Origin of the sequence: Ahrensia kielensis DSM 5890 (genome assembly GCF_000374465.1) — a bacterium.
Classification (GTDB): domain Bacteria; phylum Pseudomonadota; class Alphaproteobacteria; order Rhizobiales; family Rhizobiaceae; genus Ahrensia; species Ahrensia kielensis.
Map to the genome: position 1 here is coordinate 991,615 of NZ_KB894528.1, position 14,009 is coordinate 1,005,623.

The 14,009-nt window shown below is 47.9% G+C and carries 16 protein-coding genes; 10 read left to right on the forward strand and 6 right to left on the reverse strand.

All coding sequences use genetic code 11. The annotated features are described in order from the left end of the window. Positions 1-105: 105 nt before the first annotated feature. Genes C504_RS0105015 through C504_RS0105030 form a run of 4 tightly spaced genes read right to left on the reverse strand, consistent with a single transcriptional unit; the run spans position 106 to position 2,875 of the window. Entirely contained in the window at positions 106-1,149 is a 1,044-nt protein-coding gene (locus C504_RS0105015) for a succinylglutamate desuccinylase/aspartoacylase family protein (protein WP_018688214.1), read from the reverse strand. Continuing rightward, on the reverse strand, positions 1,149-2,054 hold the full coding sequence (gene rimK, locus C504_RS0105020; protein ID WP_018688215.1) for a 30S ribosomal protein S6--L-glutamate ligase: 906 nt from the start codon (positions 2,052-2,054) through the stop codon (positions 1,149-1,151). Before rimK ends, C504_RS0105015 begins: the two co-directional genes overlap by 1 nt. Before the next feature lie 51 nt (positions 2,055-2,105). Then, positions 2,106-2,600, reverse strand: a complete 495-nt coding sequence (locus C504_RS0105025) for an ATP-dependent zinc protease family protein (protein WP_018688216.1) — start codon at positions 2,598-2,600, stop codon at positions 2,106-2,108. Beyond that, positions 2,597-2,875 (reverse strand): hypothetical protein, encoded by a 279-nt coding sequence (locus C504_RS0105030; protein ID WP_018688217.1) that lies wholly within the window; start codon positions 2,873-2,875, stop codon positions 2,597-2,599. Before C504_RS0105030 ends, C504_RS0105025 begins: the two co-directional genes overlap by 4 nt. Positions 2,876-3,486: 611 nt before the next feature. Between C504_RS0105030 and C504_RS0105040 the strand changes: the two genes are divergently transcribed. After that, positions 3,487-4,620: a type III PLP-dependent enzyme gene (locus C504_RS0105040; protein WP_018688219.1), complete on the forward strand. Its 1,134-nt coding sequence runs from the start codon at positions 3,487-3,489 to the stop codon at positions 4,618-4,620. 73 nt (positions 4,621-4,693) lie between these two features. Continuing rightward, entirely contained in the window at positions 4,694-5,266 is a 573-nt protein-coding gene (locus tag C504_RS0105045; protein WP_018688220.1) for a GNAT family N-acetyltransferase, read from the forward strand. 8 nt (positions 5,267-5,274) lie between these two features. Here the strand turns inward: C504_RS0105045 and C504_RS0105050 are convergent, their stop codons facing one another. After that, entirely contained in the window at positions 5,275-5,592 is a 318-nt protein-coding gene (locus C504_RS0105050; protein WP_018688221.1) for an ArsR/SmtB family transcription factor, read from the reverse strand. Between the two features lie 75 nt (positions 5,593-5,667). Between C504_RS0105050 and C504_RS0105055 the strand changes: the two genes are divergently transcribed. From C504_RS0105055 to C504_RS0105090, 8 genes are all read left to right on the forward strand, one after another. Next, complete coding sequence (locus C504_RS0105055; RefSeq protein WP_018688222.1) at positions 5,668-6,120, forward strand: YeeE/YedE family protein; 453 nt, start codon at positions 5,668-5,670, stop codon at positions 6,118-6,120. 3 nt (positions 6,121-6,123) lie between these two features. Beyond that, positions 6,124-6,543 (forward strand): DUF6691 family protein, encoded by a 420-nt coding sequence (locus tag C504_RS0105060; RefSeq protein WP_018688223.1) that lies wholly within the window; start codon positions 6,124-6,126, stop codon positions 6,541-6,543. A 25-nt stretch (positions 6,544-6,568) separates the two neighbouring features. Next, complete coding sequence (locus C504_RS0105065) at positions 6,569-7,486, forward strand: MBL fold metallo-hydrolase (RefSeq protein ID WP_018688224.1); 918 nt, start codon at positions 6,569-6,571, stop codon at positions 7,484-7,486. 164 nt (positions 7,487-7,650) lie between these two features. After that, entirely contained in the window at positions 7,651-8,952 is a 1,302-nt protein-coding gene (locus C504_RS0105070; protein ID WP_018688225.1) for an extracellular solute-binding protein, read from the forward strand. A gap of 61 nt (positions 8,953-9,013) precedes the next feature. Continuing rightward, positions 9,014-9,895, forward strand: a complete 882-nt coding sequence (locus C504_RS0105075) for an ABC transporter permease subunit (protein WP_018688226.1) — start codon at positions 9,014-9,016, stop codon at positions 9,893-9,895. 133 nt (positions 9,896-10,028) lie between these two features. Continuing rightward, the gene (locus C504_RS0105080) at positions 10,029-10,820 is read left to right on the forward strand and encodes an ABC transporter permease subunit (RefSeq protein WP_041951585.1); all 792 of its coding nucleotides are present in this window, start codon (positions 10,029-10,031) and stop codon (positions 10,818-10,820) included. 12 nt (positions 10,821-10,832) lie between these two features. Continuing rightward, a complete protein-coding gene (locus C504_RS0105085) occupies positions 10,833-11,894 on the forward strand; it encodes a sn-glycerol-3-phosphate import ATP-binding protein UgpC (RefSeq protein ID WP_018688228.1) in 1,062 nt (353 codons plus the stop codon). Next, positions 11,895-12,905, forward strand: coding sequence for an endonuclease/exonuclease/phosphatase family protein (locus C504_RS0105090; RefSeq protein ID WP_018688229.1), 1,011 nt, complete (start codon positions 11,895-11,897; stop codon positions 12,903-12,905). On the opposite strand, the gene C504_RS0105095 is transcribed toward C504_RS0105090, so the two are convergent. Next, positions 12,902-14,005, reverse strand: a complete 1,104-nt coding sequence (locus C504_RS0105095; RefSeq protein WP_018688230.1) for a DUF1513 domain-containing protein — start codon at positions 14,003-14,005, stop codon at positions 12,902-12,904. The genes C504_RS0105090 and C504_RS0105095 overlap by 4 nt on opposite strands. Positions 14,006-14,009 lie beyond the last annotated feature (4 nt).

Genomic DNA, 14,009 nt, shown 5'->3' on the forward strand with positions numbered 1-14,009 from the left:
GCTTATGGGAAACACCATGCGTTTACGTTTAAAGACGGTAGCATCACATAAGCATAAATTTTACCCAGAAATATGCAACGCTTTTTCTATCCCCTTAATGTGAAGCTAAATAATCTCGTCTTCGTCAGCCATAATACTATCTTCCAGCTCGGCTGCTATATTTTCAATTTTCGTTTCTGCCGAAATATTCTGACGAATGGTTGCGATATGAAAGAGGCCGTCTCCTTCATTTACGATAGGAAGGTTCGTTCTGCCGATAATCAGGCCGCCATGCGTTGCGATTACATTTTCTTCGAAATCACCAAACGGACTGGAAACAATGCCCAGCACTTGGCCTTTGCTGACGTTTTCTCCAGTGCCGACGAAACAACGCAGCAGCCCCCCTGCAGGTGATCTTTCCCACACGCTGTGTGAAGACTGCATGGATGTCGTGCGCGATTTAGGCACCCCTTTTGCGCCAATCATGCCCAAAGTGTGCATGACGCGTAAGATGCCGGACACGCCGACACGCACAGAAAACTCATCAAAGCGAAGGCCTTCGCCTGCTTCATAAAGTAGAACGTCCACGCCTTTTTTCTGCGCCACACCGCGCAAAGAACCATCCCTTACTTTGGACATTAGAACCAGCGGCGCGCCAAAAGCATTCGCAAGTTCTGACGTTCGCGCACCACTTGGCGATACGCGTATTTGCGGCAGGTTCGTGCGGTGAATAGCGGCTGAATGCAGATCAATACCAACATCTGAACGGTCTAGAATTTCCGTTTCAAAAAGATGTGCCAGCCGCCCAGCCAAAGAGCCCTTTGGACTACCAGGAAACGAGCGGTTTAAATCACGGCGGTCAGGCAGGTAACGTGAATGGTTCATAAAGCCAAACGCATTGACAATTGGGATCGCCAATAAAGTACCACGTAGCTTGCTCAGACTTTTGGACTGTAGAACGCGGCGAACAATCTCCACGCCAATCACCTCATCACCATGAATAGCCGCACTGATGAAGAGTGTCGGGCCCGGTTTTTCACCGTGAACCACATGAACAGACATGGTGACTGGCGTATGATCCGAAAGAACACTTACCGGCAGGTCAATCGTGCGTTGCGCACCAGCTTCAATTTCAAATTCACCAATAGAAAAAGGTGCGCGCGCTGCCATTATCCCTTACCTTTAGTTTTCGTGCTGCCCTTTGCAGCGCTTGCCACGAGAAAATCGATGATCTTTCCTGCGATATCGATTTCTGTCGCTCTTTCTACGCCTTCCAATCCAGGTGAAGAATTCACCTCCATAACGACGGGACCATGGTTTGCACGCAGCATATCCACACCGCATACATTCAAGCCCATTGCCTTTGCAGAGCGAACAGCCGTTGAGCGTTCCTCCGACGAGATTTTTATCATTTTAGCAGTGCCGCCGCGATGAAGGTTCGAGCGAAACTCGCCCTCGCCGCCGGTGCGCTGCATCGCTGCAACAACTTTGCCGCCAACGACCAATGCGCGAATATCTGTGCCGCCCGCTTCTTTAATGAACTCCTGCACAAGAATGTTCACATTGGCGCTGCGGAACGCTTCAATAACTGATTTTGCCGAGCGATCAGTATCGGCAAGAACGACGCCAAGGCCTTGCGTGCCTTCAAGAAGCTTGATGACAAGCGGCGCACCGCCCGCCATTTTAAGCACTTCTTCGGTTTGCTTAGGATCATGGGCAAATGTGGTGACTGGCAAACCAATACCATCACGGGCCAAAATTTGCGTTGAGCGCAGTTTGTCGCGTGAACGGCCGATAGCAACAGACTCGTTGAGCGGATAAACACCCGCCATCTCAAACTGACGCAATACGGCAAGACCATAAAACGTCACTGAAGCGCCAATACGCGGAATGACTGCATCATACCCAGTGAGTTTTTCGCCTTCATAATAAATATCAGGACGTCGAGACGCGATGTTCATCGTGCATCGAAGCGTATTGATTATATCGAGCGTGTGGCCACGCTCTTCTGCAGCTTCTTTCAACCGCTTGTGAGAATAAAGCTTTGCATTTCGAGCTAACATCGCAATCTTCATCGACTTTTCCTTTGTTTAAAATGTAATAGGAAGGCGAAAACCGCCACGTTGCTATTGGTTTACAGCATGTTTTTGTGTCACTTTAGAAACAGGATCACCCATTAAAAAAGAACGACTTGGGTTAATCATGAGGCGCAACACACGTAAGGCAGTTCGACCCAAAATCAGATCAAACTCCATATTCTTTCGGTCAGCGAGAGAGATATCGACCTTGGCGCGATAACTCCCTACCATCAAATTTGTTCTAATGATTACGCGCTGTTCAGGCACACCGCCTGTATTCTTAATTTTGCGCTCATCAGAAACAACAGCCTCAAGTATTTTACGCCCTTTGCTATCGGGCGAAGGGAAACTGAAGCGCACCCATTTAACGTCATCGCGATAAAATATCTCTTGGTTTTCGGCATGAATTGCCGATGTCCGCGCACCACTATCAATTTTTGCGCGAAGTTTCTTTATATCGAGATCTGGCAGCTCGACGACTTCTCGCCACCCGACGCAGCGGACAGGAGGCTCTGAACGTGACTGCGCTGGAGCCTTTATCAAAGAAAATCCTCATTCGCGCGGCGATAGTTCACAAAGGTATTTGCACTCATAATCACGTAAAAACTATCCATATCAATCAATACAAAACCACGCTCGGCAACAGCACGCCCGATCTCACGAATATCATCTTCGTATAGACGCCGCCTTCCCGTTATTTCCCGCAAGAGTTTTACTGGGATTCTATATCGCCCAGATTTTTTCCCACCGAACTCCTGCGCGTATAAATCGCAGAGACGATCAGCTGTTTTAAAAATCCATTCATTATCACAAGTCATATAAATTCAATATATAGGTAATAATTATTTGTCTATAGGTAAAATATAATTTTTCTTCACAGAAACCAAACCCACAATATGAATGTGCAAATATTTATTCATGAGCTGCAAGCTGCAAAATAAGGCAACGAAACCAATTCATTTTGGCATTGAATAAAAAATATGAAGCTTTGAGGACCGACAGTAAAAAATCCACTTGCAATCATATAAAAACGGCGTATTAGACGCGCACCCATAGTCGCACGTGCCTATAGGTATCCGCCGACTCTTCGATATGGTGAAGAGCACGGCAAGGTAACCGGAGCTAACCCCTCCGGACGTATCAAAGGCCAACCCTTGATACGTGGATATCGTAAAGCAACGACGGTGAGGGTCTCAGGGTTTGAAGCCCAAGTTTACTCGTCTGGCGGTCCAAACGCCGGGGTTTTCGAGACACCACTTTCATTGCCAGATGTGCGGCGGAGCAATCCCCAATCAAAGGCAGAACCGATCCACTCCACAAGGATCACAATCTCGCTGCTTGTTCATCGTAAGGTGCATTCTTGCCTTCTTTTCAAGCGACATCGTTCTGACGCCGGAAAATCCGGTATTTGATTTTGAGGATTGGCCTAATGGCAACTGCACGTATTATCGACTTCTTCAACACACGTAACCCTGCAACACCATGCTTGGTTGTTGACCTTGATGTTGTCGCCGACAACTTCACAAAATTCCGCCGCGCGCTTCCGCTATCTAAAATCTTCTATGCGGTTAAAGCAAACCCTGCGCCAGAAATCCTGCGCCTCCTTGCTGATATGGGCTCTTCATTCGATTGCGCTTCTGTTGTTGAAATCGAAATGGCACTTGAAGCTGGTGCGACGCCTGACCGTATTTCATACGGCAACACAATTAAAAAAGAGCGCGATATTGCTGCAGCTTTTGCGCATGGCGTTTCCATGTTTGCCGTTGACTGCGAAGTAGAAGTTGAAAAAATTGCCCGCGCTGCACCTGGCTCACGTGTATTCTGCCGCATTCTGACAGATGGCGAAGGCGCTGAATGGCCGCTTTCTCGCAAATTTGGCTGCGTGCCTGAAATGGCAACAGATGTGCTTAAACACGCCGTTGCGCTTGGCCTCGTTGCACATGGCATTTCATTCCATGTCGGCTCTCAAATGACGACAGTTGACGCTTGGGACTTACCTCTTTCGCATGCACGCACGATTTTCGATGCGATGGCTAAAGCTGGCGTACAGTTGAAAATGGTCAATATGGGCGGTGGTTTTCCAACGCGCTATTTGAAAGACATACCAACAGCAGAAGCCTATGGCTCGGCTATCTTCGATGCGCTTTCAAAACATTTTGGCAATCATATGCCAGAGACAATCATCGAGCCTGGCCGCGGTATGGTTGGCAATGCAGGCGTTATCAAATCAGAAGTTGTGCTGATCTCTAACAAATCTGCAAATGACAATGTGCGCTGGGTCTATCTCGACATTGGTAAATTTGGCGGCCTTGCAGAAACAATGGACGAAGCCATTCGTTATGACATCAAAACATCGCGCGATGGCGCTGATAAAACACCCTGTGTTTTAGCGGGCCCGACCTGCGATTCAGCTGATGTTCTTTATGAGAAAAACGCTTATCCAATGCCGGTTACTTTGAGCATTGGCGATGAAATTTTCATTGAAGGTACCGGTGCCTATACAACGACATACTCCGCTGTAGCGTTCAATGGTTTTGAACCATTGAAATCTTACGTCATCTAAATCGGCCTCCAGCCGGAATCGGTGCTGGCGTCAGTGTCAGCACCGATTACCAAAGCGTTTGGGGTATATCTCAATGAATTTCATGTCTGTTTCGGCCGATGCCGAAAGCAATTTCACGATTGGCGCTGAGCAAAACGGCGAAGGCCGCGCGCGTAACGCATTGCTCGACCGTGTCATGGCACCAAACTGGCGCAAGAAAAGCTCCAATGCTTTGCGCCGTGGCTACATGCCTTCTCGCGGCTTGGCGCTTGTTGCACGCAATGAATTCGGTTCATTGATTGGCACAGTCCGCCTATGGGATGTAGCATCCGAAAACGGCAAACACGGCTTGCTGCTTGGCCCACTTGCAGTAGATGATGCATCAAAATCATCAGGCGTTGGCTCTGCACTCATGAAAGCTGCAATAAGCAAGGCAACCGAGCTTGGTCATGGTGCAATTTTGCTCGTCGGTGATGCTGCTTATTATGAGCGGTTTGGTTTTTCTGCTGGCCTCACACAACAGCTATCTATGCCCGGCCCCTATGAGAAAGATCGTTTTCTTGGCTTAGAGTTACAAAAAGATGCACTGACAGGTGCAGCAGGAGTTTTGGTGCCTACAGGCAGAAAACTAATTGCAAATCAGCACAAAAACAAATTGGTGGGCTGAACTTTAGTTCAGCCTCCTTTGACAAAGGTGTCGCACAACGCGTTCATCATTGCGACGATCCGCTCATCGGCAAGACGATAATAGATTGTTTGCGCATCGCGGCGTGTTGCGACCACATTTCCTTCTCGTAACTTCGTAAGATGCTGACTGAGAGACGACTGCCCAATACCAAGCGTATCTTGAATTTTACCCACCGAGGCTTCACCGTCAGCTAGAAAACAAAGAATAAGCAGTCGTTTAGAATTAGCCATCAACGATAAAATGCCCGCAACCTCATCGGCGCGCGATTTTAAAATTTCAATTTCATCACGTTGAATGTTTAGCATCTTTATATTACCATTGCCTTATATACATTTTCCTAATATACGATATCCATTGTAAAATAAAGCTCGGAGTCGAACATGTTACCCAGTGTCATTACTGAATTCACCCCATGGGCATCGCTTCTAGGTGGTGTCTTAATTGGAATTTCCGCGGTTATGGTCATGGTTTTGTTCGGGCGTATCGCTGGCATTACTGGCGTAACCACAGGCGCTTTGAGCCTTATCATACCCTCGCAAACAAAAGCCGCAGATTGGGACTGGCGTATAGCCTTTATCGCGGGTCTTATCATTGCCCCCTTGCTGGTGTCGCTCTTTACTGGCGATATTCAGCAAACTGTATCGGACAATGTGCTTGGCATGGCGCTGGCTGGTTTGCTGGTCGGCATTGGCACAACCATCGGTTCCGGCTGCACATCCGGCCACGGTGTTTGCGGCCTAGCAAGATTATCGACCCGCTCGCTCGCAGCCGTTGCAACTTTTATGTTGTTTGCAGCTGCCACTGTTTTCCTTCTACGTCACGTTTGGAGCTGATCAATGCGCATTATATTTGGTTTTCTCTCCGGTCTTGTTTTCGGCATTGGTCTGGTAATCTCAGGCATGTCTAACCCTGCCAAAGTGATCAATTTTCTGGATGTATTTGGCACATGGGACCCATCGCTTGCCTTTGTCATGGGCGGCGCAACACTCGTTACTTTTATTGGCTACCGCATTGTTTTGCAGCGCGATCATCCTATTCTAATGACCGATTTTCAGCTTCCTTTAAGCACTGCGGTCGACAAGCCGCTTTTGATGGGTGCAGCCTTATTTGGTGTAGGCTGGGGTATCGGTGGATTTTGCCCCGGCCCTGCATGGACAGCCCTGCCACTTATGGCAACAGGAACCTTGGCCTTTTTGCCCGCCATGCTAATTGGCTTTTTAATAGGCCAGCCAATCAAGAATATGATGACAAAATAGAATAAACGGCAGGAAAGTAATCAACATGAGTAACTCGAATGACAATCGCGTAGAGCGCTTTTCAAAATCGAATGGTCCAAAATCACCCGAGGTTTGGGGAATTTATGATCCCCCAACGGGTTCTGCGCAATATGTGGTGGCCTGCCCGACGACGAAGAAATGCGCTCTGGTCGACATCGTTCAAGGCTTTGATCCAAAGAGTTTTGCAACCGACAAAATCGCCTTTGACCAGATCGTCGCTCTGGTTGAGCGCGAAGGCTACAAAGTGGAATGGGTGCTTGATACGCATCCCCACGCCGACCACCTCACCGCCTCATCATTGCTTGCGCAGCATTATAATGTGCCCAACGCTATTGGTGCCAAGACACGAAAAATCGCAGAACTTTGGCGCGATTATTATAATGAGCCCGATGGCTTGAAAGTGGATGAACATTACGCACATCTATTTAATGATGGTGATACGTTTACGATAGGTGAGCTAGACGTGCAGGTAATGTTGTCGACAGGTCATACGCTCGGCTCCATCTCCTATGTCGTTGGCGATGATTGTGCGCTGGTGCATGACACATTGATGCAGCCTGACCGTGGAACATCGCGCTGTGATTTTCCAGGTGGTTCAGCTTCTGAACTTTGGGATTCTATTCAGGCTATTTTTGCACTGGGCGATGATGTGCGCCTGTTTATCGGTCACGATTACACCAATGATGAACGCCAAGAGCCGCAATGGGAAGCGACAATTAGCGAACATCTCGCTAGTAATATACATGTTAAAAGCGGCACAGATCGGGGTGAATGGATTGCCAAGCGAGAAAAGCGCGATACGACCCTGCCCTTACCCGATAGAATGCTTGCAGCTTTGCAAGTAAACCTATGTGCAGGAAAATTTCCCGCTCGCGAAAATGATGGAAACCACTACCTTAAAATGCCGGTAAACCGTTTTTAAAAAACCAACAATGCGCTAGCTAAAAAAAATGGCTAGCGCATTTGAATTCAAGAAATCCACACGAGCATTCACTCAAATGTCATAAAAGCTACATCCAACTGTCACGGAGTCTTCATAAATAGCGCCCACCCCGAACGGGTTCTCCAATCTTTAAGGAAGCTATTATGTCCCTCCGTAAATTACTGGCAGCCGGTCTTGCCGCGACAATGTTCTCAACAACTGCATTTGCAGAAACAAACATCACTTGGTGGCACGCTATGGGCGGCCAGCTTGGCGAAACAGTCAATAAGATCGCAACCGATTTCAACGCGAGCCAAGACGAATACAAAATCACACCCGTTTTCAAAGGCACATATGAAGAAGCCCTAACAGCTGGCATCGCTTCATTCCGCGCTGGTGAACACCCGAACATCCTTCAGGTTTTTGATGCCGGCGCTGCGACTGTTATTGGTGCTAAAGGCGCAACAGTGCCTGTTGAAGACCTTTTGAACGAAAACGGCGTTAAGTTCGATATCAACGACTATATCGCAGGCGTTCGTTACTTCTATGCTGATGCGAATGGCAAAATGATCGGCATGCCGTTCAATTCATCAACACCAATCATGTACTTCAATGAAGAAGCGCTTGCAAAAGCTGGCGTTAGCGCACCGAAAACATGGGAAGAATTTGCAGAGACAACGGCACCAGCGCTCAAAGAAGCTGGCTACATCCCGTTAGCACAGTCGCACCTGCCATGGATTTTCACAGAAAACTTCTTCTCTCGTCACAATCTTGAATTCGCAACCAACAACAATGGTTATGATGAAGGTGTAACGGAAATCAAAGTCAACACACCTGAAATCAAAGCGCATTTTACAGCTCTTAAAGAGTGGAAAGATGCAGGCCTATTTGAATGGTACGGCACAGGCTGGGGCGACAACCAGAACCCATTTGAAGAAGAAAAAGTGGCTATATGGCTCGGTTCTTCAGGCTCATTTGGCGGCCTTAAAGAAAAAGTTGGCTTCAAGTTCTCAGCAACACTTCTTCCATACTGGGAAGGCGTAACAAAAGAACCAAAACAGACATTCATTGGCGGTGCGGCACTATTCGCAATGGCTGGTAAATCTGCTGAAGAAAACAAAGCAACAGCAGAATTCTTCCAATATCTAACATCACCTGAAGTTCAGTATATGTGGCATAAAGAAACTGGCTATGTGCCGGTTACAGAAGCAGCTTATGAGCTTGCAAAAGAAGACGGCTACTACAAAGAATCTCCGGCCGCAGAAGTTGGCATTCAACAGCTTCAATTGCCTGCTGGCGAATGGACTAAAGGCTACCGCATGGGCTTTTACGTTCAGATCCGTGACGTGATGAACCGCGAGTATGGCCGCATCCTAACCGGTGAAACATCCGTTGAAGATGCCTTCGCAACAATCGAAAAAGAGTCAAACGCACTTCTTGCTCGTTTTGCCAAAACTCAAGGCTAATCTTTAACCTAACATTCGGCCCGGATACGTCCGGGCCGTTTTCCATTTTGGAGTTGGCCAATTGAAACGCGCTGCTTTTTCAAGTCCCTGGATGCCTGTTCTGCTTTTATTGCCGCAGGTAAGTATTATTTTCGTATTTTTCTATTGGCCCGCATTCGAAGCTTTAGAATCGTCTTTCTACCTACAAGATCCGTTTGGTTTCACTGGCACATTCGTTGGTTTTGAAAATTACCTCACGCTTTTCCAAAACAGTGAATATTTACGGATCAGCATTTTCACATTGGTATTCACCGTTAGTGTGACATTTTTCTCGCTGGCATTTGGACTTCTGTTCGCTGTAAAAGCTGACAAAGTTATACGCGGCGCTTCGACCTATAAAACATTGCTTATGTGGGTTTATGCCGTTGCCCCGCCCGTTGCAGGAATTTTAGGCGTGAGCCTTTTCTATCAAGGGCACGGCCTGATTACGCAGCTATTTGGTTTTTTCGGCCATGAGTTTGTTATTGGCGTAAATTATTACGACACAGGTTTCGCGCTCATCGCTGTGTCGATTTGGAAACAAGTTCCAATCAATTTCATCTTCTTCCTGTCCGGTTTGCAGTCTGTGCCGCGCTCAATTCGCGAAGCCGCGATGATCGATAACCGCTCATCTTCAGGCCGCTTCTGGACAATCACATTCCCGCTCCTCGCACCGACAGCATTCTTCTTGCTGATCACCAATATCACCTATGCAATGTTTGATACATTTGGCGTGATTGACGTGATGTTGCGCAGCGAGCCTGGCAACAACCCGATGACGCTCACTTACAAAGTCTATGTCGATGGTTTCCGCGGCGGCGATCTTGGCGGCTCATCGGCGCAATCGGTCATTCTTATGCTGCTCGTTCTGGCACTGACTATTTTTCAGTTCCGCCTGATCGAACGCAGAATCCATTACACGTAAGGCACACATCATGACCGTAACAGATACATTTTCAACGCCGCCAGCCGTAACAGCTGTAAAAGTAAAAAAGCGCTTTCGGGTAAAACGCGAAACGCTAATCGATCACCTTATCTTGGTTCTCGGTGCGCTCTTTATGCTGTTTCCAGTCGTGCTAACTTTTATGACTTCCAGCTATGATAATTTAGCATTCGCGAAGTCAGGTTTGCAGTTTGGCTGGAGTGACCAATTTTTTGAAAACTACGAACGCGCAATGTTTGAGACCAGCGGCTTCACCGGAGCAATTGACGGTGTGTCGATGCTCACCAATTCACTCATTTTGGGTTTTGGATTTGCTATCGGAAAAATCGTCATTTCCATGATGGCGGCCTACGCTATTGTCTATTTCCGCTTTCGGTTTGCAACGCTCAGCTTCTGGATCATTTTCACAACACTTTTGTTGCCGCTCGAAGTGCGCATATTACCGTCTTACGAAGTTGTACAAGGCCTTGGGCTTGGCAACACATATACAGGCTTGATTGTCCCTCTCATTGCATCTGCAACAGGCACGTTTTTCTTCCGTCAGTTTTTTCGTTCAGTACCAGAAGAACTTGTCGAAGCAGCCCGTATTGATGGCGCTGGCCCTGTGAAGTTTTTCATCGACATTCTTGTTCCACTATCAAAAACCATGATCGCTGCGCTGTTTATCATCATGTTTGTTTACGGTTGGAACCAATATCTGTGGCCAACGCTGATTACGACAGATGAGGGCATGTTCACGCTCGTGCGCGGCATTAAAAACATCATTCAATCATTCACAGATAGCAGCAGTGTGCCTGAGTTCACCGTCGGTTTTGCTCTGACGACAATCACCATGCTGCCCCCTGTTCTTATCGTAATTTTCTTCCAATCTTGGTTCGTCAAAGGGCTGACCGAATCTGACAAATAGAGAGTCACAATTATGGCAATCGTATCGCTCAAAGCTTTGCAAAAAATCTACCCAAATGGATTTCAGGCCGTTCATGGTGCTGACATCGAAATTGCGGACGGAGAATTCATCGTTCTTGTCGGCCCTTCCGGCTGCGGAAAATCAACGCTATTGCGCATGATTGCAGGACTGGAGGAAATCACCTCCGGTGATTTGATAATTGGCGACAAACAGGTCAACGATCTTGATCCTGCTGATCGGGACATTGCCATGGTGTTTCAAAACTATGCGCTCTATCCGCATATGACGGTCTATAACAATATGGCTTATGGTCTGCGGAACCGCAAAAACAGCAAGGAAAGCATCGAAAAAAGTGTGCGTGAAGCTGCAAGACTTCTCAACCTTGAAGAACATCTTGATCGCCGCCCAAGTCAACTTTCAGGCGGTCAGCGCCAGCGTGTTGCGATGGGTCGCGCCATCGTGCGTGAGCCTGCTTTGTTCCTTTTTGATGAGCCGCTCTCAAACCTTGACGCGAAATTGCGCAACCAGATGCGCATTGAAATTCGCAAACTACAACGCCAATTGGGCACGACATCTGTTTATGTAACCCACGATCAGGTGGAGGCAATGACCATGGCAGACCGCATCGTCGTTCTCAATGGCGGCAATATCGAGCAAATCGGCACGCCAGACGAAATTTATCACCGCCCAGCCAGCGTATTCGTCGCAACCTTCATGGGCGCTCCTGCCATGAACCTCATGGAAGGGAAAGTTGCTACAGGCGGCATTGAAATCGACGGTATTGGATTGCTTAAAAGCGATCATAAATTGGATGCATCATCCAATGTTTCTGTTGGCGTGCGCCCTGAAAAGGTCAAACTGACCACAAAGGCAAACGGTATCACACAGCCTTTCGTGCATGATTTTACAGAAGAACTTGGAGCAGCGCGTTTGGTGCATGGACGCTTGGGCGACAAGCCATTCGTTATCAATCTGCATCAAGAGGACGAAGTGCCGACAGGCGATCTCTATGCAACCATTTCTCCCGACATGCTTCATCTTTTCGACACAGCTACTGGCAAAAGGCTCAGCTAAATGAAGCTTTATAGTGAACATAGCTCTGAAAAATTGCCGGATGTACCGGCTCAACTGCGCAAGAACATTTCTACGGCTCAACGCACGGCCAGCAATCATCGCGATTTAATGGATCAAGTTGAAGCCCTGTCATTGATAGAAAACAATTGGGCAGATATTGGCGATAAAGAACTGCCATTAGATTTGACCATTGCCGCATGGAATATGGAGCGCTGCATTGATGTAGAAGGCAGCGCTGAACTACTCCGCAAACATTCACCAGACATCGTCCTGCTCTCTGAAATGGACAATGGCATGGCGCGTACTGGCCAGCGCCATACAACGCGTGATCTCGCCGCACTCATGCAAATGGGCTATGCTTATTGCGTCGAGTTTCATGAACTCGGCCTTGGCAGCGGACCCGAGCTTGAATTTGTTAAAGATGAACAAAACACACATGGCTGGCATGGCAATGCGATTTTAAGCAAGGTAAAGCCCAAGCGTATATTGCAAATCCGTCTTGACTATCATGGCCATTGGTTTTGTGCCTCCGACGATACGGATACAAACCAGCCGCGCATTGGAGGCCGGGTCGCAGTCGCCGCAATTATTCCAACACAGGTTGGTGATATTTGCGCCATATCAACACATTTGGAGAGCGCCGGAAGCATCAGCATACGCCAATCACAAATCGACCGTATCATCGCCGCTGTCGATAGTTTTGCTGCTGGCCTACCCGTAATCATTGGTGGGGATTTGAACACGGGAAACAATATCCCAAGCCATGACTGGCGAGAGGAAACATTGTTTCAAGCCGCTGAACGACAAGGCTTTTCATGGGAAGGCAATGCTGACGGAGACACGACGCGCAAGAGCCGCCTGACAAGGTTTCCAGAACGCACGATGAAGCTGGATTGGTTCGCCCATCGCGGCGTTGCAAAGCTGAAATCTGACATTGTGCTAGCATTGGACACGGAAGGTACGGCGCTTTCAGATCACGAGCTAATTATAGCGAAAGTAGCGCTTGTTTAGCTCTTGTGTGCGCTAGCAGGTTTAGAAACACTGATATGGTTATCCCAAAGCATAAAATGTTTCGTAACATTAAAGGCACCCTCGCCATTTGACCAAGCAAAGCTCTTGCCAGAGGCCGCAACGCCGCAAATCTCATCACTGCGCTTAATGCCTGCAACCTTTTTGGTGCGCGTATCATAGCGCACCAATATGCCGCCTCGCGGTGATGTGAACGCAATTTCGTTGCCCTGCTCATTTGCAGCAATTGACCCCACATAGCCGCGCAAATTCATGCCCACATCCTCAGGAATTTCAGCCATATCAATCGTGCCACTCTCTAAAGAAACTTGCCCAACAAGCGGTGTAGTAGCGACAAGGTCTCCTTCATTTTGGCAGGCAAACCAGACATTATCTCCCATCAACGCCATATGCCGAATTGACAACTTATGTTGATCTTTAGGCAACTCAAATGAACCAATTAGCTTACCTGTCACACTATCAAGAAAGGTCAAATTTGGCTTCATAGAAGCAATGTTTAGCTTCGCTCGCGGAAAATCCGGATGGGTTTCAATACCGCCATTAGCAACAACCAATGTGCGCCCATCGGGCAAAAGTTCCATGTCGTGCGGGCCAATGCCATGTGCATCAAACTCGCCAACACGCTTGAAGCCGTCGCGTGTATTGTAAATACCGATCACACCACGCGCATTGTCAAAATCATTTTCTGTTGCAAAGACAAATGCGCCATCGGGCGAATAAACACCATGACCATAAAAATGGCGCCCCTCAACAGCGTTAATCATCGTGGGCGCGCTTTGGCCACTAGGGTCGATTACAGCAGCAAATGTTCCCGGTCGTCTAGCAAATGCAATCAATTGACCACCATCTGCGCGCCAAACTGTATCGTGTCCCCGTTCAGGCAAAACATAGCTATGCAACAACTCGCCGCGCTCAGACAAAGTCGCAATACCATAGCGGCCGTCAGGAGCTTTATAAGCTGATGCAAAGATAGCGTCTGTTTGTTGAATAGCCCGCGCTTGGGCGTCACTCATACAGCTAAGAAAAGCTGCACCTGTCGAGGCGAGAAAAGTTCTGCGATCAATCAGCAACGGCTTATGCATTTAT

Excerpts from the sequence above, each read along its gene's own strand:
- C504_RS0105095 (WP_018688230.1), bottom strand. The coding sequence starts at position 14,005 with ATGCATAAGCCGTTGCTGATTGATCGCAGAACTTTTCTCGCCTCGACA.
- C504_RS0105055 (WP_018688222.1), top strand. The coding sequence starts at position 5,668 with ATGTTACCCAGTGTCATTACTGAATTCACCCCATGGGCATCGCTTCTA.
- rimK (WP_018688215.1), bottom strand. The coding sequence starts at position 2,054 with ATGAAGATTGCGATGTTAGCTCGAAATGCAAAGCTTTATTCTCACAAG.
- C504_RS0105040 (WP_018688219.1), top strand. The coding sequence starts at position 3,487 with ATGGCAACTGCACGTATTATCGACTTCTTCAACACACGTAACCCTGCA.
- C504_RS0105050 (WP_018688221.1), bottom strand. The coding sequence starts at position 5,592 with ATGCTAAACATTCAACGTGATGAAATTGAAATTTTAAAATCGCGCGCC.
- C504_RS0105080 (WP_041951585.1), top strand. The coding sequence starts at position 10,029 with ATGCTGTTTCCAGTCGTGCTAACTTTTATGACTTCCAGCTATGATAAT.
- C504_RS0105060 (WP_018688223.1), top strand. The coding sequence starts at position 6,124 with ATGCGCATTATATTTGGTTTTCTCTCCGGTCTTGTTTTCGGCATTGGT.
- C504_RS0105090 (WP_018688229.1), top strand. The coding sequence starts at position 11,895 with ATGAAGCTTTATAGTGAACATAGCTCTGAAAAATTGCCGGATGTACCG.
- C504_RS0105085 (WP_018688228.1), top strand. The coding sequence starts at position 10,833 with ATGGCAATCGTATCGCTCAAAGCTTTGCAAAAAATCTACCCAAATGGA.
- C504_RS0105030 (WP_018688217.1), bottom strand. The coding sequence starts at position 2,875 with ATGACTTGTGATAATGAATGGATTTTTAAAACAGCTGATCGTCTCTGC.
- C504_RS0105045 (WP_018688220.1), top strand. The coding sequence starts at position 4,694 with ATGAATTTCATGTCTGTTTCGGCCGATGCCGAAAGCAATTTCACGATT.
- C504_RS0105065 (WP_018688224.1), top strand. The coding sequence starts at position 6,569 with ATGAGTAACTCGAATGACAATCGCGTAGAGCGCTTTTCAAAATCGAAT.
- C504_RS0105070 (WP_018688225.1), top strand. The coding sequence starts at position 7,651 with ATGTCCCTCCGTAAATTACTGGCAGCCGGTCTTGCCGCGACAATGTTC.
- C504_RS0105015 (WP_018688214.1), bottom strand. The coding sequence starts at position 1,149 with ATGGCAGCGCGCGCACCTTTTTCTATTGGTGAATTTGAAATTGAAGCT.